Raw genomic sequence first — 19,948 nt, 5'->3', positions numbered from 1 at the left:
TCTTATATTAATATTTGTAAAGTCTTATAAATTGAAAAATTCAAGTATTTTTGACGTAAGTGGCATCATTATGTTCTGAAATCTTGTAAGCTTCTGAGTAAACTATAGAGTAAAAAAGATTAAGATAGTTAATAATGATTATCTCAATCGTGCAGTAAGAGGCGCTTAGGGCATGGTAGCTGACGCAATAACAGATTCAGTTCCCGTTACAGTTCTGACTGGCTATTTAGGAGCAGGTAAAACAACACTTCTCAATCGCATCCTGACTTACGAACATGGTAAAAAAGTAGCCGTGATCGTCAACGAATTTGGAGAAGTGGGCATTGATAACCAACTGGTTATTGATGCAGATGAAGAAATTTTTGAAATGAACAACGGTTGCATCTGTTGTACGGTGCGCGGCGATTTGATTCGCATCATCGGTAACTTGATGAAACGCCGCAATCAATTTGACCACTTGGTCATTGAAACTACTGGGATTGCCGATCCTGCACCAGTCATTCAGACATTCTTTGTCGATGAGGATATGCGGGAAAAGCTCAATTTGGATGCTGTAGTAACGGTGGTAGACGCCAAGCATATTTGGCAACACTGGGATGCGAATGAAGCACAAGAGCAAATTGCCTTTGCTGACGTGATTTTATTAAATAAAGTCGATTTGGTATCACCAGAACAGCTTGAGGAACTAGAAAAGCGGATTCGGGGGATGAATGCTATGGCAAAAATTTACCGAACCCAAAATTCAGAGGTATCGATGGATGCTTTGTTAGGGGTAAAAGCCTTCGATCTCGATCGCGCTTTAGAAATTGACCCAAATTTCTTAGGTGAAGATGCTCACGAGCATGATGAGAGTGTATACTCCATAGCTTTAGTGGAAAAAGGCGCACTCGATGGAGATAAGTTAAATAATTGGTTGGGAGAGTTACTGCGTACCCAAGGACAGGATATCTTCAGAATGAAAGGCATTTTAAACATTGCTGGTGAAGATAGCCGCTTTGTATTCCAAGGGGTACATATGCTGTTTGAAGGCAAACCAGATCGTCTTTGGAAACCGGGCGAAACTCGGAAAAACGAACTCGTCTTTATTGGGCGTAACCTTGATGAAGCCCAACTGAAGCAGGACTTTCTTGCTTGTAAAGCGTAAATAGGGAATAGGGAGTAGGGAATAGGGAATAGGGAATGAACTATTTGTTTGAAAAATTTAGCTATTTTCTATCCCCCAACTCCCACTCCCAACTCCCAACTCCCAACTCCCAACTCCCTCAAAAAAATCATGAACACCTCCTTAAAATCCAAGGATTTTGAAGAACAATATTCCGGGACACTTGCAGATTACGTGACAGCGATCGCATGGTCTCCGCAAGGTACATTTTTCGCCGTCGCCTCAGCAGCAGGGGAAGTTGTCTTGTGGGAAGATGAGGACTTAACAACTTTGCAAACCGAACAAGGTGAATCAGTAGATTGTGTCGCCTTTTCTAAGGATGGGCAATTTTTAGCTGTTGGGGGACAAGATGGCAAGGTCAGGATTTGGCAAGACAAAAAACTCATCGCTACTTTAGAAAATGCTCCTGCTTGGGTGGATAGACTTGCTTGGAGTCCTACCAACCATCTATTAGCTTTCAGCTTGGGACGTTACGCGCAAGTGTGGGATGCTGACACTCGCGAGGTAACCGTTACACTCAATTTTGAGAATTCCTCAGTATTAGGTATCGATTGGCGCTGTGATGGAAACTATCTGGCTATTAGTGGCGATCGCGGTGTCAAAGTCTGGGATTGTCAAAACTGGCATGACGAACCACACATCCTAGAAATTCCATCTGCTAGCTTAACTATGGGATGGTCATCCAATGGCAAATTTCTTGCCTCTGGTAATATGGATCGCACCATCACTGTTGTAGAATCCCAACTATTAATATCAGGTAACAGCCCTGAACCTTGGATTATGCGGGGCTTTCCTGGTAAAATTCGTCAACTTGCATGGTCGGACATTAGCACATCAGAAGCGCCTCTGTTGGCATGCTCTAGCGTTGACGGTATAGTTGTTTGGGAAAAGCAAGCTGATTCTACTGGTTGGGAAGCAAGAGTTTTAACTAATCATGTCGATATTGTGCAAGCTATTGCCTTCGCACCCAATAGCTTTCGACTAGCTTCAGCTGGTGCTGATGGATGGATTTGTCTTTGGAAAAATGCCCAGCAACTCTCGGAAATTCTCACAGGCGCATCATCTGAGTTTTCTTGTTTAGCATGGCATCCGCAAGGTAAGCAATTAGCTGCGGGTGGTAAGTATGGTGAATTGCTTGTTTGGTCAAAAACTTCTCGCGGTAAAGGATTTGGTTAGGGCGATTTTGAGAATGACTATCGAGTCAAAATTGGTTATGCTGTATCCAAAGAGCAATTACTTAACCATATTATGAAAGTAGCCAAATTGATTTTGTTAGCCTCTCCCATAATTGTTTCTTCTGCACTGCTGATAGCAAATCAAGCAGAAGCAACAATTGTGAAATCTGCACCTAGTCAATCTGATTCTGACTTGCTAATATCAAATGCTTCTCAAGAGTCAAATCCTATTTTGGACAAACTCGGTTGCCAATGCTCTAGTTGTACTAAAGCTGGACAGGAACTCCTTCAAGGCAAGTTACCGTCTGTTCGATAATGCTTACAGCAGTGGTAAAGTAGAGTGGGCAATGCCAACTAATGTACGGGCGGGGACGCCCGTACCACAAGAGCAGAGCATAGTGTGGTTTATTTATTTCAAAACTGTTGTAAAAAAATTAAGAATAGTCTGAAAATGTTATTTACCCTTGTGCTGTGGGAATACTGCTAATAGCGAAACCTTTAGATTCTGTTAGCAGTAAACTATGACTTTTCCATCTGTACAAGACAACTCTTTCATTGTAGATAGAGAAAGTTTGCTGCGCCGCATCACTTATCGAATTCGACGATCACTAAATCTTCAAGAAATCCTTAGCGTTACGGTAGCAGAACTCAGTTCTTTTTTGAAGACTGATAGAATAAAGATTTATAAATTTCATCCGGATGGTAGCGGACAGGTGATAGCGGAATATATCCGCGAGCAACGTTTGCCATCTCTTTATGGATTAAATTTTCCTGTAGATGATATTCCTCTCTCAGCTCGCGAACTGTTTATTAAGGCTCAAGTGCGAGTAGTGGTAGATGTTGATTCTTGCCAACTCGGTCAAAGTATCTTGAGAGATCCAGAAACTGGAGAGTTTGTGTATGAGGACTTGCGTTTCCGACCAGTCGATCCTTGTCATAACGAGTATCTGACAGCAATGGGAGTCAAAACTTCCTTAGTTTTACCCATCCTGCATCACGACCAACTTTGGGGACTATTGGTGTCTCACCATGCTGAATCGCGGATGTTTTCAGAATACGAACTCATGGTGGTTCAATTAGTCACAGATCAGCTTTGTGTTGCGATCGCTCAATCTATTTTACTTGCTGAGGCTCAAGAAAAAGCTCAACGTGAAGCTGTTATCAATCGCGTTGCCATGCTACTCCATTCCCAGTCTGCTATAGAATTACAAGCAGCATTAGAAGAAACTGTTGCCGCATTTGGAGGGTCTGGTGGTCGATTGTGCTTTAGATCGGAAGCGTTAGAACTTGAGAAGAATTCTGCCAAAAGTTTTGCTGAGTCGCTAGCAACAAAAAGAGAAGCTATCCGACTTTATACTTGTGGATCTCAACCCGTGACACACAAAGTCACTAAATATCAAATGTTGGAGGAGTACCACATCTGGTACGAACATTTTAAATCCAATAATTATCAAGCTTGGGCAATTTCAGACCTTCATCTTATTTCTAGCTTACGTAATCTACAGCCATTGTTTGAGTCAACAAAAATTCGCAGTCTTTTAATAGTGCCGCTTTCGTACCGCCAACAAGAAGTTGGATATCTCAGCATTTTCCGCAACGAATTTGAAACTGATATTCTATGGGCAGGACAGTTCGATCCTGATGAGAGGCAACTTTACCCTCGGCAGTCATTTGCTGTTTGGAGACAATCCGATAGACTGCAAATTCAACAGTGGAAAACTGTTGAGATTGAACTCGCTCAGACACTAGCGACTCACTTTGCTACTGCTATTCAGCAATATGAAATGTGCCACTCACTTGAAACGCTCAATGCCAATTTAGAACAACAAGTCACAGAACGCACGGCTAAACTACAACTAGCTGCGGAACAGTTAGCTCAAGCACTTCATGAGTTACAAGCTACACAAACCCAACTTATCCAACACGAGAAAATGTCTAGTCTGGGACAACTCGTTGCAGGGATAGCGCATGAAATTAATAACCCAGTGAACTTTATTTATGGAAATTTCATTCATATTGAAGAATATGTATACGATCTACTGAGATTACTGGAACTCTATCAGAACCAATTTCCCCATTCAGATTTAAAACTTCGCGAGTTAGCAGAAGACATAGATTTGGATTTTATTGCTCAAGATTTACCAAAAACCCTATCTTCCATGAAGATGGGAACCGATCGCATTCGGCAAATTGTTTTGTCTTTACGGAATTTTTCCAGGCTCGACCAAGCAGAAATCAAACCCGTTGATATTCATGAAGGAATTGATAGTACTTTATTAATTTTGCAATATCGATTGAAAGGCAAATCAAATAGATACCCTATTGAAGTTATCAAAGAATATGGCAAGTTACCTTTAGTTGAGTGCTATGCAGGACAATTGAATCAAGTGTTCATGAATATTTTGGTCAATGCTATTGATGCTCTTGAGGAGAAGTATAGCGAGTGGGACACCAGACAGGAGAAAAATCAGCTATTATCAATTCCCAAAATTCGTATTTCTACTGAAACGTTGGAAAATCATGTTAGAATTTGTATTGTTGACAACGGACCAGGAATCAGCGAATCTATCAAAAATCGTTTGTTCGATCCCTTTTTTACCACTAAAACTGTCGGCAAAGGTACAGGGTTAGGGCTATCTATCAGTTACCATATTGTTGTTGAAAAGCATCAAGGCAAACTTGAGTGCTATTCTAACCCCACTCAGGGTACAGAATTTATAATTGTGATTCCACAACGGCAAACCTTATGATTGTGTGAGTGGAAATAAGAAGTTGTTATGTCAAAAAAGTTACTATTAACCCAATCCCTACGAACTCTCCTCATTGCTCTGACTATAGGATTTTTTGGGTGTAATAATCCAAGTCAAGTGACAAACATCTCATCGGTTAATACTGCTACGTCTAACGAACTCACCAACAACCTCCCCAGAGTTGTAGCAACAACGAGTGTGTTGTGCGACTTAACCAAACAAATTGCACGAGAAACAGTTAATTTAACTTGCTTGATCCCCTCAAATTCTAACCCTCTGCTTTATGAGCCAAAGCCAGAAGACGGCGACGCAATTGAGCAAGCTCAACTCATTTTATATAATGGATACGATTTTGAACCAAATTTGAGCAAACTTATTAGGACACGTAATAATTCAGGGTTGAGAGTTGCAGTTGCTCAACGAGCAGTTTCCAAGCCAATCAAGTTTAAGGTAGAGAAGAAGACGGTGGTTAACCCTTATGTTTGGCATAATCCAAAAAATGTAGTTGGTATGGTTGATGTCGTGAGTCGTAATTTAGGTAAAACAGTTCCTGAGAATGTATCATTATACAACAGCAACGCGCAGAAAATTAAACAAGAGCTAAATCAGTTGAATACTTGGATTGCAGCACGAATTGAGAGTATTCCTGAAAATCACCGCAAATTGATCGCAACTCGTAACGCTATGGCTTATTATGCTAGAGCATACGATCTGGGTTATGCAGTTGTGTTAAGAGGTACAAATTCTGAGGGGATGCCAACTCCTAAGCGGACAAAAGCACTAGCTAAATATATTAGGAAAAATCAGATACCAACACTTTTCACAGAAACGACACATAACAGCAATGCGATCGCAACTGTCGCTGAACAAGCAAATGTAAGAGTGTCAGAAAGGCAATTGTTTGTTGATAGTTTGGGTGAACCGGGAACTGAAGCAGATACTTATCAAAAAATGATGGTTGCTAATACGCGAACAATTGTAGAAGGTTTGGGAGGGACATATCTCATGTTTGAACCAGCTGCTACAAAGTAAAAGAAATGTGTCATTGGTCATTTGTAAGGCTTTTCTTATTATAGATCCTCCCCCAATACTACTCTCCTAAGCGGAAATTAGAACCCCGGTTTCTTCAAGAAACCGGGGTTCTGATACTTCAACGATTGTAATCCCTTGCAGTATTGGGTGGGGGATGAGAGAAATTCGCTTTTGTATGTAGTAATACAAAAATTTCTTATTCGCATAAAATAGGTAACGCGATCGTATTGAAGCCTGTAGTCTAGTTGTTGTTGGGATAAATTAAGCAACAGACCGAGATGTTTGAAACTAATACTTTTATCTCAACATTTTTATTGTCATAAATTGTCTGAGAAGCACTAGTCATACAGGAGCATCTGTGTATGTTTGAGCTTGATAGTACAAATCACGTGCTAAATACAGATAAAGGTTTAGGTCTGACTCCTAGCACGCACACTTATAGAGATTTAGTTGGTCTGTCCGATCCTAACGATTTAAACAGCTTAAGTTTTGGTGGTCGTAGCAGTTCTAATTTAATGCTCAACAGTTTCTCGATAGATGAGTATGCACCACTGATAGAAGGCTTCGATCCTTATGTTCTAGTTAATAGAGGTGAAGATATTACAGGCTCTAACTTTAACAGTGTAGAGGCTGGATATGCTCAAACGAATTGGGATACTTATTTATCGCCTCAACCTGTTGATTGGTTTGGCTTGACAGGTTATTCGGCTCAACCTAGTCATGAGTTTGGTAATGGTAATAGCTCTACTCAAACCACTGATTGGTTTAGTCAAAATTTGATCGATCCACAATTGATAACAAAAGCAAGAACGCTAGCTGCTGATAGTCAATTCAATCGCAACGATATGATGGCGATTTTCCGCGATGCTAAAGATGGTAATGTCATAGATGCTAATGAATTAAAAGACTTACGCACGCTTGTAAGTAATGCTAATCGCTTTAATATCCCAGATGATGTTCGTGTCTTGTCTAATAAGATTGTCAATGGTAATGCTGCTAACATAAAATATCAAGGTCAAAATCTAGGAAATTTATTTGCTGGTAGCACTGGTGACCAAATGGAAAAGCTCATTGGTAAGTGGTTTTTGGGTAGCGATCGCCCAACAATCCCGACGAATTACACTTATCGACAAGCCAATGGTTATTTATTTCAAAATGGTGTGAGTTATCAAGATGTTAAGCAAGGTGGACTTGCAGACTGCTACTTTATGGCTGGTTTGGCGGAAGTGGCTTTACATTCGCCCAGTAAAATTCAGAGTATGTTTACAGACAATGGTGACAATACATACACGGTGCGCTTTTATAACAGTGGAGTTGCTGACTATGTAACGGTAGATAAGTATTTACCTACAAACTCGTCAGGGAATTTTGTTTATGCTCAACAAGCTAAGTCTGATGGAGGTAATTACAAGGATTTATCTAATGAATTGTGGGTGGCTCTAGCAGAAAAAGCCTATGCTCAAGTCAATGAGTCTGGATGGATAGGTCAAGATAATACCAATTCTTATCTAGGTATTGAGTATGGTGCAGATAACAAAGTTATAACTCACGTTACAGGACGTAATGCAAGTTCTAGTTCTTTAGATTTCAACTCTATGGTCAATGCATATAAGGCTGGTAACCTTATGGGTGTAAGTTCTTATAATTCTGGAGTTGCATCTAATATTGCTCCCAATCACGTGTATGTTGTCACAAATTACGATTCTTTTACTCAGCAATTTACTCTCTACAACCCTTGGGGATTGGATGGAGGTAACTATGAAGGTAAATTCAAGCCCGGTACTATCAAACTTTCTTTCAATGAATTGAAAGCTAGTTTTGCTAGTTGGAGTTATACAACTTAAGTAGGGAGTGGGGAGTGGGGAGTAGGGGAAGAGGGATTTGCGATAAGTGAAGATTAACGGCTAAAGCCGTATCGCAACTCGCCCAAACGAGACAACACAAAAACGAGGTATTCAATGGTATGAAACTGATTGTACTCAAGCTATCATGTGTGCTTGCAATGGCAGATTTTGGCAAGTCTTTTGTAAGTTTACTTCACACATCTCCTATATATGATTCATCCTTAGTTATGGCTGCTGAAAAAACTCAACAATCTCAGAGTGTACAAATTACACAAGTGACTCTGTTGGCTAGGGAAGAAAAAACACCACCAGTCGGACACCCACCAACTCTCAACCGAGATATTGGGTTTGCTTCCGTTTTTCTCCGTTTAGAAAATCTTCAAGAAGCTAATTCTCAAATCACCATTCAAAACATTAAAATTGTTAATGTGAGTCATGGGCGATCGCAAAACTTTAGTTATTCTCCACAAAAAATTACTCTGCGTCCGTTAGAAAATTCCGAGCAAGCATTCCATTTAAAAAATAAAACAGGATATGTGGGTACGGGTAAAGTCAAAGCAGTTGTGACCTACCAAATTGGGGAGCGAGTCAATGCTATGACTTCTGCTCCTGTAGAAGTAGAGCGAAGGTAACCCCTTCACAAGCGCCAAAATTCATCTGGTAAAAGGTTATTAAAAATTAATTTTGAGGTGGTATCTACAACCAGGGTAAGAGCATGTCATGCTCTCTTGTTGAATATCTTGCTTTATGTTAGAGGTCATTTATAAAGTAAATCTTAAATCATCAAATGTATTGTGTGGTTGGGGAGAACGAAATAATACCCAATCATTCGATGAAATGTTGGGTTTCGTTCCTCAACCCAACCTACAATCGCCAAATGTATTGTGTGGTTGGGGAGAACGAAATAATACCCAATCATTCGATGAAATGTTGAGTTTCGTTCCTCAACCCAACCTACAATCGCCAAATGTATTGTGTGGTTGGGGAGAACGAAATAATACCCAATCATTCGATGAAATGTTGGGTTTCGTTCCTCAACCCAACCTACAATCACCAAATGTATTGTGTGGGTTGGGGAGAACGAAATAATACCTAATAATTCGATGAAATGTTGGGTTTCGTTCCTCAACCCAACCTACTGCAAAAATTTGTTATTCGCACGAGAACTCTAGACTAAATGCTCTTGCGCCTCTACGATAGATTCATCGTTAAATTTTACAATTATTATGCCCCTCTGTCACTTCCTTATTGGTGTTCCTGGGAGCGGTAAATCAACATTGGCGATTGAACTCGCAAATCATGGTCATTACATTATTGTCTCCACTGACGAAATTCGTTCTCAACTCTACGGTGATGCTACTATACAGGGCGTGTGGAGTGAAGTGGAAACGGAGGCGATCGCACAAATCTCCACAGCCCTACAATCTGAAAAGGGTGTCATTTATGATGCAACAAACTGCAAACGTAGCTTCCGGATGGATTTCTTGCAAAAGGTCTCCATGATATCAAGGCAAAATCTCACCTGGGTTGCATGGTATCTAGACACACCTATAAATATATGCATGGAGCGGAATCAAAAGCGCGATCGCGTTGTCCCTCAAGAGATTATTGAAAGTATGTCTAAATCTCTGCATAACTTTCCGCCCATCGCTGCAGAAGGTTTTGCAGTTGTTGATAAAATTGATATGACGGCATTTCGACCCAATACTCAAACTTTTCAAAAACAGCTTCAACAGCGCCTCCAACTGCAACGCCGCATTATTAACCACAAGAATCGGACGCAACACGCCAATATCGTTTTCCATCGCTACAGCAAGTTACTAGATTTTGACCGCTTAATACATCTTATCTCCCTGATTATTGAGTATCCCGGTATTGGTAATTTGCACGCAACCAATCCTAGTGTGCTGGAGTCTATTTTTGGTCATGTACCGGATTTTAACAGCGATATTGCTGAAATAGCAGCGATCGTAGCAAAAAGGCGCGGTCAAATTTATGCTTGTGAAGATGCGATCGCAGCCGACTTGCAGTGGCTTGGAGAGAAGGGAGTCATTACCTACAATGAACAGTTAACAGTAGAAAGTTCTGTTGACGAACCCATAACATCCACTCATCCGTACTCCGATACCGAACCCTTCGAGCGGTTGATTGGAATTATTCAATTTATACTCCACAATCCCTTTCTTCCCGATACCAGTGGTGGAAGTTTGTCAACCTTAGCAAACGCACTTGTGCAAGCTGGAATTATTCACGGAGATGGTTTAGCAACTCTCCGTAAAGATATTGAGAAAATTCTCAAACCCTATAAAATATTGCCTGATTTTCCTATGCGAAATGGTTATTTTTCTGGTACGGGAATTCTTTCCAAACAAGAATTAATTAAGGTTTTTGAAATGCTCCAGTCACAAGCTAAGAGTCTTGATGACCCAATACTATTAGATTTCTACGAAGATTTTAGGCAACGAATGATACAGACAAAACTGCTGAATTCTAGTGAAAATGTGTATCCAGTCCGGTCTATTGCTCACCATTCCATGATTAACAACCAGTATTTACACGGTGATGCATTGGCAAATAAGCAGTTGCAGTCACAATTAGAAGAAGCGATCGCGAGCGGTCAATTGCTTGAATTAAATCGCTTCACTGATGGCGGTCGCTATGCGGGAGATGAAAGAAGTTTTTTCTTAGTCTATCCCTTGCAAATTGTTTTTCATAACCTTGCTTGGTACTTGGGTTATGAGTGCGTGGGTGGGAAAGAACCCGGATTGCTCAGATTTGAGAGGTTGGATCGTCTGTTTTTAGGTCGAACGCAGAACCAAGTGCGATCGCGACAAGAACAAGAAAAATCTTTACAGCGATTGCAAACCTTGTTAAAAGCCAGTGCGGGATTATTTTTAGGTTACAGTGTTGCTGACCAACGCCAGTTTCTCAACCAAGATAAAAAGAAGCGTTCCGAAGTATGCGTGACAGTAGAACTTTGGTTCAATGACGCAATATATAAGTTTGTTATTGAAGGAACAAAGCGGTTTGCACGGATAAAAATGTACTGTCCGGAGTCCAGTACGAAACAAAAACTTCCCCCATCAATATTTTGTTTTAAAGAGAAAACAGGAGACAAACTATTTCCCAATCGTTTTCAAGTTATATTACCAAAATGGTCTTTAAATGATTTTGATTTATGGCGGTGGATTGTAGGTTTTGGTGGAAACGTAAAAGTTATAAAACCACCAGAATTAGTCAACAGAGTCAGAGAAATCGGTAGAGAAATTGTTGAAATTTATGACAGTAGGTTGGGTTGAGGAACGAAACCCAACATTTCATCAAATTATTGGGATCGCTTCGTTTTACTCAAACCACACAATATTAGGACGGGCGGGACGCCCATTTCACAAGAATTATCAACAATGTTTGTGTGTTTTGTCATTCGCATAACTTGTGGTTTTATCTGCAAGCGCTTCTGCAATACTGAGTATTACAAGCTAATTCAATTTGTTTACATATTGTTACGTATCTCAAAAGAATCAAGATTTTTGGAGAATACCAAATATCGGGACTCTACAATGCCTAAACTCCAATTGTTTCCTCACTTCTTCATACTTCAACGATTGGTCGATGGTTCCCTCAACCAAAGCCAAAACTTAATTACGGCAATGCGAAGATGGGTTTTAATCAATTGGTTTTATGGAGAAGAAAGTAACGATTTTGACTGCATTCAAACAAGCGGATTCACATTTCATCAATGGAGTCAAGATTTTTTTAACCAAGATTTCTTAAAATTACAATCTTCATTTCAATCGGGACATCCATTAGGAAATTTATTAGAAAAAAATTACGAGATATTAAGACCTCATCATCAACTATGCCCTTGTTATAAAACGACTGTAGATTGGTTGCGTTTTTATAATTTTAGTGTTGATGATTGGTTGGAAAATTTACAGCAACATATTTATATATCTGAAGCAACAATTACGAAAGTTATTCGCGATCGCTTGTTTGTCAAAGTTAGGAAAACACTACAGGCGGACATAAATTGTCTGATAGTCAAACAGTGTCTTAAATACGGAAAATCTTTACTTTATAAAAATAATATTATCTATAGGGTTGAAAAATTACCTGAATGGCTATCAACAAAGGGATCAAACAAGAGACAAGTATCGAGTACCGTTGTTCCGGAGTTAAGTTCTAGCGAACTCGCCGACTTAGCTCAAGCATTGGATATGTTGACTTTTCTCGACCCCAAATTAGCACCTATCGCTGATAAGATTTCTACAGAAGTTTATGGAACTCGACGTGTATTTTTACATATTGATTATATTTTACCAGAAGACGTTCAAATTCATGTTGATAATTTACAAGAACAGCTACAAGAGAATTGGTGTGAGCCAGAGATTAAACCAATATTATTTCACTATACAAGCGCTCGGTTAGGTGCTAAAAAATGTTTGGTGTATCCGGTATGTATTTATTACGTACAAAGAGCAAAATATCTTTGTGCTTATGGAGTGAATCCACGTGGCGAGTTGAATTGGTATAATTATCGTTTGGAAAAAATTAAATTTTTATTTTTTGTTGATTGGAAGGATAAAATAATTCCTTCACAATTATTAAATAAATATTTAAAAAATCAACTTCCTCAACCAGAAGATGTTGAAGTAGAAATGAGCAAGACTTGGGGATTTGATGTTAATAATATTTCTCGCTTAATGCTCTTGCGATTTAATGCTGACTATCACCGACGTTACATCCAAAATACTGTTCGCCACGAGACATTTACTAGAATAAAATCTCCAGACAAGATTGCAGAAATTATTCGCAAATATGCACATAGCGATGGAGAAGCAAAATTATTACATGGAATCTTGAAGAAATATCCTAACGATGCATATTACACCGTCATGTATCGCGATCGCGATTATAACGTGATGATGCGTTTACTAGCTTGGGGTGCAAATGTCGAGGTTCTATTACCTATGGAATTACGGGAACAAATTGCTCAGAGTGTTCGCGAGACTCATAAGTTTTATGATGAAGAAAGTAGAGCGATCTGTACAATAAATAATCGTTAATATTATTACCCCACCCTAACCCAGACCTTGGAAAGGGGAGGGAATAGGAAATCTAGTTTCCCCCCTTTCTAAGGAGGGAACTGGAAATTCAATTTCCCCCCTTTCTAAGGGGGGATTAAGGGGGGTATCACTTAATATAAAATCCTCGTCTCAAAGCTTCAATCCGTTTGTGAATTGGTGGATGAGTATGTTTTAGCCAGTGAAAAGTACCTGTTTCTTCTTTGATTGGGACTCTTACCCATAAAGTTGACATCTGTTCTCGGTTCTTTTTTGGTGGTTGAAAGGGAAGTCTGTCTAGGGTTGCTAAGGCTGATACCATTGCATCAACACTGGTAAGTCTTGCAGCAACCGCATCAGCATGATATTCTCGCCAACGACTATGCCAAAAAGTCAATAGTGTCACCAAAAATTGGGTCATTGATGGTAGCATCAACAACACTAGCCAAATTACGACACCCGTAAAAAACCCCATTGCTTCTTGCCAATTTCCGAACAAACCATAAATTAAACCTGCACCTAACATTAACAATGCCACAAATCTTCCCAAGTACCACACCACCAGCAGCATCGGTGTAAATAGTATCATCATGACTCCACCCCAAGCTGCGGAAAGTAAGGTTTTTGCCATGGTATCTAAATTCGCAATATGACCGATTTCATGAGCCATAACTGCTGCAACCTGTTCCCGATTCAAGTGCTTGATTAAACCCGTGGTTGCTACTACCATTGAGTAGGAACGGGTTGCTCCGACTGCATAAGCATTAGCGTTATCATCGCACAGTTCAATTCCTACTACAGGAGGCTTGGGTATATTTTCTGCGATCGCAATATCTCGAACTGCGGTGCATAACCATTGTTCTTCATTTGAGTATAGTCCCTTTTCATCGAGTAGATATGGGTTAATCACTCGTATATTTCTTTGATTGATGTAGGTCGGAACTGCGGAAAAATATTGGTAAGTGGTGGATATAACCCAGTAAAGACTTGGTAAACCAATACAGACTAAGAAAAACAAACCAATGATAAAACTGAATGCACCTTGTTGAAAAAGCAGCACTCCATAATAACTTGCACATAAGCCATAAATAAAAACACCAAAACAAAACAACGTCATAATTGTGATGACAGCTAAATTACCCCGAGCATTTTTAAATTTCATGGCTGGACTCCATTTGGATAAATGACTGGTCTTGAAATTCAAGATGCTGTAATTTACCATCCCAATGGAAACTCGCCTTTCCAACCATGAACTAAACTAAGACCTGGATTGCCAAATCCAAAATCCACAATTAAATTGGTTCCAATGGAAAGAATAATCAGCGAGTTTCTTGCTTTGCACAATTTTCAACGTGCTTGGGAAAAGGTAGCCGAAAAACGCGGATGTGCGGGTCTGGATGGGGAAACTATCGATGGTTTTGCTCGCAACCAAGCGATGAATATTTATCAATTACGCGATGCTGTCGCTAATGGTAGCTACGAACCCCAAGCTTGTAAACAAGTTATCATACCTAAAAGAAACGGAAACTTGCGAGAATTGAAAATACCAACCGTGCGCGATCGCATTGTTCAGCAAGCTTTATTAAATGTGCTGGCTCCAATTGCAGAGGAAAATTTTTCTCCAGCAAGTTTTGCCTATCGTCCGAATTTATCTTATCTTAACGCAGTTGAAAAAATTGCCGATTTGCGAGACGATGGTTACAACTGGGTGTTTGATGCCGATATTACCAAATTTTTTGATAATATAGAGCATTCCAGGTTATTACAGCAAGTTCGGTTGCATCTCGACCATCCAGGGATTTTATGTTTAATAAAATCGTGGATATCAGTTGGTGTTTTAACTAATGAAGGTTTAGTGTTATCCCAAAAAGGGATTCCGCAGGGTGCAGTTATTTCGCCGTTATTAGCGAATATTTACCTGCATGAATTTGATGAAGTTATCACTGCAACTCATTTACAGCTCGTGCGCTATGCAGATGATTTTCTCGTTTTAGCTCGTACTCAAGCAGAGATTTTAGAAGCCAAAATAGAAATCATTAATCTGTTAGATTCGATGGGATTGACACTCAATATAGAGAAAACTCAAGTAACCACTTTTGAACGCGGTTTTTGTTTTCTCGGTCATGGTTTTTTAGATAAGGCTATTTTCCCAGTAGATACAAATCGACCAAAGCTGAAATCCGAAGACGAACAACCACCACAGCAAAATCAACGTAAAAAAAAACTGCCACCATCCTATCGTCAAAACAACAGATATTAGAAATAGAAACAGAACCAGAAACAGAAGATTTTTTAGAACAACAGTTTCCGGAACAGCAACGGAATATCGCATTTCTGCATCAACCCTTTCTGACAGAGACAGACAGGGAAGAAATCGGAGAAGATAACGATGATAAAAATAGTCCTTTACAAAAGAACATCTGGAATCGGGAAATGGCTGCAATTTATCTGATTGAGCAAGGAACAAGTATTTATAAAGACCACCAACGTTTTATTATTCATGTCAGCGAAAAGCCAAAACTCGAAATCCCAATTCGAGAAGTTGAGCAAATCATGATTTTTGGCAATATTCAACTTTCAACTCCTGTGATTAACGCTTGTTTACACGAAAAAATTGCCGTATTATTTCTCAATCAATCGGGTCAATATCACGGACATTTAGCGAGTGAGGAGTCCACAAATCTCGATAATCATTTAGTCCAAATGGAACGACGTAATCATGATGAATTTCAATTTCATGTATCTAAAGCAGTTGTTTACGGAAAGTTAATCAATTCTAAGCAGCTATTAATACGATTTAACCGCAAGCGGAAAATTGCAGCAGTTGAGAAGGCGATATATGGTATTAGTCAAGATATTGATTCTCTGGATTTAGTTGATGATTTAGATTCTCTGCGTGGTTATGAAGGAATTACAGCCGCTCGATATTTCCCAGCATTTGGGGAGTTAATTACCAATCCCAATTTTGAGTTTTCTCTTCGCAACCGTCAACCACCTACTGACCCGATCAATTCCTTGTTAAGTTTCGGTTATACTCTTTTGTTTAACAACGTCATGAGTTTTATTATTGCTGAAGGGCTTTCTCCTTATATTGGTAACTTTCACTATGGAGAAAGGCAAAAGCCTTATTTAGCTTTTGACCTCATGGAGGAATTTAGGTCTGTGATTGTTGATAGTTTAGTTTTGAAAATCATCAATAACTTTGTGTTTAAAACTCAAGATTTTGATGTGTTGTCGAGTACAGGGGGGGTATATTTGAATCAATCTTCTAGGCGAGTTTTTCTGAAACAGTTTGAAACCCGTATGAATGAAGAAACATCCCACCCAGATTTGCAATCTCAAGTTACCTATCGTCATGCAATTCAATTGCAAGTCAGACGTTACAAGCGTTGTTTATTATCAGGAACTCCCTATGAAGCCTTTTTAAGACCTACTTAATTATTTTGCATATAAAGAATAAGCCTGACTTTTGAGAAAAGTCGGGCTTATTGTCTACAAGCACAGGCTAAACCAACAGAATTTTGCCAATAATTTTGAATAGTAATCGATTATGTATTTTGAGTAAAATAACTTATACTTTTATTAATTTATACTTTTAGAAATAGACACCTTGCCATCAGCTATCCCCCACCGATTGGGTTAAATCGGAATAATTGGAAATTTGGCCATCACAAAATGTTTGACGACGGCACTTGTTGCCCCACCGATTGGGTTAAATCGGAATAATTGGAAATAATCTTTGTTCAAAAGAAGAGCTGTTCTCTTGAAGGCCCCACCGATTGGGTTAAATCGGAATAATTGGAAATGCAAACCATTACCACCACGCGAAGAAGAGTTAGCTCCCCACCGATTGGGTTAAATCGGAATAATTGGAAATACCAAGAATCAACGAAGCACAAAGAGCAACGAAGGAAGCCCCACCGATTGGGTTAAATCGGAATAATTGGAAATGCAATAGTAAAATTTCCACCGCTTCCATTAACCCCACCGATTGGGTTAAATCGGAATAATTGGAAATTAAAGTGTACTGATCACGAAAATGGAAATCGGACAGACCCCACCGATTGGGTTAAATCGGAATAATTGGAAATTCAAAGTTAGGAACAGAAGAAAAGTTTTGAGAATCCCCCACCGATTGGGTTAAATCGGAATAATTGGAAATCAATATAGATGGATACAGTCAATTGACAAATGCTAAGCCCCACCGATTGGGTTAAATCGGAATAATTGGAAATCTCCAGCTTTAACACGAACACGGGGGTTTCCGGTACCCCACCGATTGGGTTAAATCGGAATAATTGGAAATCCAATAATCCTCAAGTACATGTTGATCCCACTTCACCCCACCGATTGGGTTAAATCGGAATAATTGGAAATAGGTTAAGAATCCCAACAAACGCCAAAGTGGAAACCCCCACCGATTGGGTTAAATCGGAATAATTGGAAATGATTCCGATGGCAAAAGCCAGAAAATCAAGGAGATGTCACCCCACCGATTGGGTTAAATCGGAATAATTGGAAATACAACAAAAAATGTTACCACTACCGGAGCACCTGCAAGGCCCCACCGATTGGGTTAAATCGGAATAATTGGAAATTCAAAACTCTAATAAAAGAGAAAACCGGGGGTTTTTCCCCACCGATTGGGTTAAATCGGAATAATTGGAAATAATAAAGGAACTCTTCCTGATGACCAAGCGTTACCATTCCCCCACCGATTGGGTTAAATCGGAATAATTGGAAATAGCGTATGTTTCATTTTGATCGCACTTTTCTTCGTTGACCCCACCGATTGGGTTAAATCGGAATAATTGGAAACACGACATTCAACCCTCTGCGCCCAACGCAAGGGGAACCTACCAAAATGTCAGTATCGGTTTTGTTTGGGTAGCAGGAAGTATTCCCCAAGGGGATGCACTACAATATTGTCCTCAAACACAAGAAACAGTCAAAAAGTTAAACCGCGAGCATTTTACACTCTAACGTAGTAGGAAGGAACCTTAGCAATTGAATAAAAGTTTTTTGTTGAGCATTTCCACCTTACAAGTATTTTACAAATCCAATAGAATTACTATATAATTGAAAATTGCTCAAAGTTGACAATCCCAAAAAGTCTTAATTATGAAAACCGAACGCGAACGCGAAAAGTTAATTCAAGATATCAATGACCTGCTAAATCAAGCTTATGATAGTACTCTAGATGAAATTTACACCTTCCTGCAAAAAATCGAAGAAGAAGAAAATTTAAAAGCATATGAGCTAGCTAAAAAAGAGGCTGAGGTTGAAGGCTCAGTGTCATGGGAAGAAGCTAAAAAAGAACTAAAAACAGAAAGAAAAAAGGAAGTTGCGTGAGTTATAGAGTTGAAATATTAAAAGGAGCGTTAAAACAACTTAAAAAATTATCACCAGAGCTTCAAGAACGCATACAAGTTAAAATTATGGCTTTGTCAACTTAGACCAGAGTTTAAACCTTGGGATTTACTTCAATGGATATGCATTGAAAAAGATAGTAAAAAAGAACATGATTACGATATCCGCAACCAGTTAATGCATAATCTGTTGGGATTTAACGAGCAAGAAGTCATTCAATCCTTATTAGGAAACTCAACTACATCAACTGACACAGATGTTCTGACAACATATCAAAAAGCTGTGAAAGAAAAATTTCTTAATCAAATAGACCGCTTAGGTCTTACGTATAATGAGAGGCAGTTGTATGATGAATTGGAAGCGATCGCAAACGACATCACTTGAGCGCCGCAGTTGCGCGAACCAGGAGGTGTATTTATCGAACGCTTGTTATATAACATTCAAATACTTATCAGTCATAGCTTTGAACCATCCATTGCTACAATGAAGTGAAGAATCTAGCAGCTTAAATAAGAGATTAGTATGTCCTACCTTTTACTTAGTAGCCAAGAAATCGCCCGACGAGGAAAGGAACTTTATCAAAGAAGTATCCGTACCAAAGTTGAGACGGAAGAGAACATTGGCAAAATTATCTCAATTAATGTTGAAACAGGAGACTACGAAATCGGTGATGATTTAGTTGAAACGAGCCTTCGGTTACGAGCCAAGCAACCTGATGCAGCACTTTGGGGAGAAAGGATTGGTTTTGATGCCGTTTATGCAATTGGTGGTACATTGATTAGGACACCACAGTGATACATGGAACTGTAGTTGGACTTCAAGCAAGAATAGGTGTAATTCTTCTTCCTCCAGAACATTCGGCTATAGAAATTGAGTGTGTTGTTGATACAGGGTTTGAAGGTTTCTTAACCTTGCCGCCCTCTGTCATTGCCGATCTTGATTTGCCTTACCTCATCAACATTAATGCAAACCTTGCTAATAACTCCACTGTGGAAACTGATGTTCATTTGGCAACAATTGTATGGAATGGTGTGGAGCGTAATGTTGCAGTGCTAGCGATGGGTCGTCGTCCACTCATTGGAACGGCGTTGCTCGAAGATTATCATCTTAGTATAGATTTTTGTGAGGGTGGTACAGTTCTAGTTGATGACATTTTGTAATCTTGAACAACTAGGCAGGCTTTCGGGGTAGTTGGAGTTCGGGAGCCAGTCTGGTGACGTTGCGATCGTTACTGTAGCTATCCGCAACCCTTTATTTCATAGATTACTAGGTTTACAAGAACAACAAGTTTTTGAAGCTTGGAAGAGTAACAATAAAAATGCTTGGACACAGAAAATTTTAGATTGTTTAAATTTTGTTGCCGAACAAGAATTTACCTCTTTACAAAAGGCTAGTCTTATGTATCCAGTGCATCAAGATTTAAAACAAGCGTTAATTGATTATGAGTTACAAAGCTTCAGCAATCTATTATCTGAGTAAATATTTTGACATATCGGCTACTATTATGATGTGCGGACATTATCAAGCCTGATTCCTGGGGCAAGCTGAGTTG

Annotated in this window: 18 protein-coding genes and 1 CRISPR repeat array; of the genes, 17 read left to right on the top strand and 1 reads right to left on the bottom strand. The window is 39.4% G+C overall.

Going from position 1 to position 19,948, the window contains the following annotated elements:
• Positions 1–172: 172 nt before the first annotated feature.
• The 10 genes from WA1_RS36305 (at position 173) to WA1_RS36260 (ending at position 13,029) form a co-directional block, all read left to right on the top strand.
• Entirely contained in the window at positions 173–1,144 is a 972-nt protein-coding gene (locus WA1_RS36305) for a CobW family GTP-binding protein (RefSeq protein ID WP_017746653.1), read from the top strand.
• A gap of 129 nt (positions 1,145–1,273) precedes the next feature.
• Positions 1,274–2,338: a WD40 repeat domain-containing protein gene (locus WA1_RS36300; protein WP_026135019.1), complete on the top strand. Its 1,065-nt coding sequence runs from the start codon at positions 1,274–1,276 to the stop codon at positions 2,336–2,338.
• A 72-nt stretch (positions 2,339–2,410) separates the two neighbouring features.
• Complete coding sequence (locus tag WA1_RS36295; protein WP_017746651.1) at positions 2,411–2,653, top strand: hypothetical protein; 243 nt, start codon at positions 2,411–2,413, stop codon at positions 2,651–2,653.
• Positions 2,654–2,858: 205 nt separating this feature from the next.
• Positions 2,859–5,087, top strand: a complete 2,229-nt coding sequence (locus tag WA1_RS36290; RefSeq protein WP_017746650.1) for a GAF domain-containing sensor histidine kinase — start codon at positions 2,859–2,861, stop codon at positions 5,085–5,087.
• Between the two features lie 27 nt (positions 5,088–5,114).
• Positions 5,115–6,119 carry a metal ABC transporter solute-binding protein, Zn/Mn family gene (locus WA1_RS36285; RefSeq protein ID WP_017746649.1) on the top strand — a complete coding sequence of 335 codons (1,005 nt, stop codon included), beginning with the start codon at positions 5,115–5,117 and terminating at the stop codon, positions 6,117–6,119.
• 362 nt (positions 6,120–6,481) lie between these two features.
• Positions 6,482–7,963, top strand: coding sequence for a C2 family cysteine protease (locus WA1_RS36280; RefSeq protein ID WP_017746648.1), 1,482 nt, complete (start codon positions 6,482–6,484; stop codon positions 7,961–7,963).
• Positions 7,964–8,082: 119 nt separating this feature from the next.
• On the top strand, positions 8,083–8,595 hold the full coding sequence (locus tag WA1_RS36275) for a hypothetical protein (RefSeq protein ID WP_017746647.1): 513 nt from the start codon (positions 8,083–8,085) through the stop codon (positions 8,593–8,595).
• Positions 8,596–8,710: 115 nt separating this feature from the next.
• On the top strand, positions 8,711–9,052 hold the full coding sequence (locus tag WA1_RS36270) for a hypothetical protein (protein ID WP_066613135.1): 342 nt from the start codon (positions 8,711–8,713) through the stop codon (positions 9,050–9,052).
• A 137-nt stretch (positions 9,053–9,189) separates the two neighbouring features.
• Positions 9,190–11,262: a WYL domain-containing protein gene (locus tag WA1_RS36265; RefSeq protein ID WP_017746645.1), complete on the top strand. Its 2,073-nt coding sequence runs from the start codon at positions 9,190–9,192 to the stop codon at positions 11,260–11,262.
• 261 nt (positions 11,263–11,523) lie between these two features.
• On the top strand, positions 11,524–13,029 hold the full coding sequence (locus WA1_RS36260; RefSeq protein WP_017746644.1) for a TIGR03985 family CRISPR-associated protein: 1,506 nt from the start codon (positions 11,524–11,526) through the stop codon (positions 13,027–13,029).
• A gap of 127 nt (positions 13,030–13,156) precedes the next feature.
• Here the strand turns inward: WA1_RS36260 and WA1_RS36255 are convergent, their stop codons facing one another.
• Positions 13,157–14,188 (bottom strand): M48 family metalloprotease, encoded by a 1,032-nt coding sequence (locus WA1_RS36255; protein WP_017746643.1) that lies wholly within the window; start codon positions 14,186–14,188, stop codon positions 13,157–13,159.
• A 144-nt stretch (positions 14,189–14,332) separates the two neighbouring features.
• On the opposite strand from WA1_RS36255, the gene WA1_RS36250 reads away from it, so the two are divergent.
• The 7 genes from WA1_RS36250 to WA1_RS36220 all read left to right on the top strand — a co-directional run bounded on the left by WA1_RS36250 (position 14,333) and on the right by WA1_RS36220 (position 19,875).
• Complete coding sequence (locus WA1_RS36250; RefSeq protein WP_017746642.1) at positions 14,333–15,286, top strand: reverse transcriptase domain-containing protein; 954 nt, start codon at positions 14,333–14,335, stop codon at positions 15,284–15,286.
• Between the two features lie 173 nt (positions 15,287–15,459).
• Positions 15,460–16,464, top strand: coding sequence for a CRISPR-associated endonuclease Cas1 (gene cas1, locus WA1_RS36245; protein WP_017746641.1), 1,005 nt, complete (start codon positions 15,460–15,462; stop codon positions 16,462–16,464).
• A 187-nt stretch (positions 16,465–16,651) separates the two neighbouring features.
• Positions 16,652–17,845: direct repeats of the CRISPR family, unit length 36 nt; unit sequence CCCCACCGATTGGGTTAAATCGGAATAATTGGAAAT.
• 302 nt (positions 17,846–18,147) lie between these two features.
• The gene (locus WA1_RS36240; protein ID WP_017746640.1) at positions 18,148–18,378 is read left to right on the top strand and encodes a hypothetical protein; all 231 of its coding nucleotides are present in this window, start codon (positions 18,148–18,150) and stop codon (positions 18,376–18,378) included.
• Between the two features lie 195 nt (positions 18,379–18,573).
• Positions 18,574–18,780 carry a hypothetical protein gene (locus WA1_RS36235; protein WP_017746639.1) on the top strand — a complete coding sequence of 69 codons (207 nt, stop codon included), beginning with the start codon at positions 18,574–18,576 and terminating at the stop codon, positions 18,778–18,780.
• 138 nt (positions 18,781–18,918) lie between these two features.
• A complete protein-coding gene (locus tag WA1_RS36230; RefSeq protein WP_017746638.1) occupies positions 18,919–19,191 on the top strand; it encodes a hypothetical protein in 273 nt (90 codons plus the stop codon).
• The gene (locus WA1_RS36225) at positions 19,188–19,556 is read left to right on the top strand and encodes a clan AA aspartic protease (RefSeq protein WP_017746637.1); all 369 of its coding nucleotides are present in this window, start codon (positions 19,188–19,190) and stop codon (positions 19,554–19,556) included. The genes WA1_RS36230 and WA1_RS36225 overlap by 4 nt, the downstream gene beginning before the upstream one ends.
• A 31-nt stretch (positions 19,557–19,587) precedes the next feature.
• The gene (locus WA1_RS36220; protein ID WP_017746636.1) at positions 19,588–19,875 is read left to right on the top strand and encodes a hypothetical protein; all 288 of its coding nucleotides are present in this window, start codon (positions 19,588–19,590) and stop codon (positions 19,873–19,875) included.
• The last annotated feature ends 73 nt before the right edge of the window (positions 19,876–19,948 follow it).

The sequence above is a fragment of the Scytonema hofmannii PCC 7110 genome, assembly GCF_000346485.2.
Taxonomy (GTDB): domain Bacteria; phylum Cyanobacteriota; class Cyanobacteriia; order Cyanobacteriales; family Nostocaceae; genus Scytonema; species Scytonema hofmannii.
This window is presented reverse-complemented; position numbering and strand designations above follow the sequence as displayed.

Excerpts from the sequence above, each read along its gene's own strand:
- WA1_RS36285 (WP_017746649.1), top strand. The coding sequence starts at position 5,115 with ATGTCAAAAAAGTTACTATTAACCCAATCCCTACGAACTCTCCTCATT.
- WA1_RS36230 (WP_017746638.1), top strand. The coding sequence starts at position 18,919 with ATGTCCTACCTTTTACTTAGTAGCCAAGAAATCGCCCGACGAGGAAAG.
- WA1_RS36240 (WP_017746640.1), top strand. The coding sequence starts at position 18,148 with ATGAAAACCGAACGCGAACGCGAAAAGTTAATTCAAGATATCAATGAC.
- WA1_RS36250 (WP_017746642.1), top strand. The coding sequence starts at position 14,333 with ATGGAAAGAATAATCAGCGAGTTTCTTGCTTTGCACAATTTTCAACGT.
- WA1_RS36300 (WP_026135019.1), top strand. The coding sequence starts at position 1,274 with ATGAACACCTCCTTAAAATCCAAGGATTTTGAAGAACAATATTCCGGG.
- WA1_RS36305 (WP_017746653.1), top strand. The coding sequence starts at position 173 with ATGGTAGCTGACGCAATAACAGATTCAGTTCCCGTTACAGTTCTGACT.
- cas1 (WP_017746641.1), top strand. The coding sequence starts at position 15,460 with ATGGCTGCAATTTATCTGATTGAGCAAGGAACAAGTATTTATAAAGAC.
- WA1_RS36255 (WP_017746643.1), bottom strand. The coding sequence starts at position 14,188 with ATGAAATTTAAAAATGCTCGGGGTAATTTAGCTGTCATCACAATTATG.
- WA1_RS36270 (WP_066613135.1), top strand. The coding sequence starts at position 8,711 with ATGTTAGAGGTCATTTATAAAGTAAATCTTAAATCATCAAATGTATTG.
- WA1_RS36265 (WP_017746645.1), top strand. The coding sequence starts at position 9,190 with ATGCCCCTCTGTCACTTCCTTATTGGTGTTCCTGGGAGCGGTAAATCA.
- WA1_RS36295 (WP_017746651.1), top strand. The coding sequence starts at position 2,411 with ATGAAAGTAGCCAAATTGATTTTGTTAGCCTCTCCCATAATTGTTTCT.
- WA1_RS36280 (WP_017746648.1), top strand. The coding sequence starts at position 6,482 with ATGTTTGAGCTTGATAGTACAAATCACGTGCTAAATACAGATAAAGGT.
- WA1_RS36260 (WP_017746644.1), top strand. The coding sequence starts at position 11,524 with ATGCCTAAACTCCAATTGTTTCCTCACTTCTTCATACTTCAACGATTG.
- WA1_RS36275 (WP_017746647.1), top strand. The coding sequence starts at position 8,083 with ATGAAACTGATTGTACTCAAGCTATCATGTGTGCTTGCAATGGCAGAT.
- WA1_RS36235 (WP_017746639.1), top strand. The coding sequence starts at position 18,574 with ATGCATAATCTGTTGGGATTTAACGAGCAAGAAGTCATTCAATCCTTA.
- WA1_RS36290 (WP_017746650.1), top strand. The coding sequence starts at position 2,859 with ATGACTTTTCCATCTGTACAAGACAACTCTTTCATTGTAGATAGAGAA.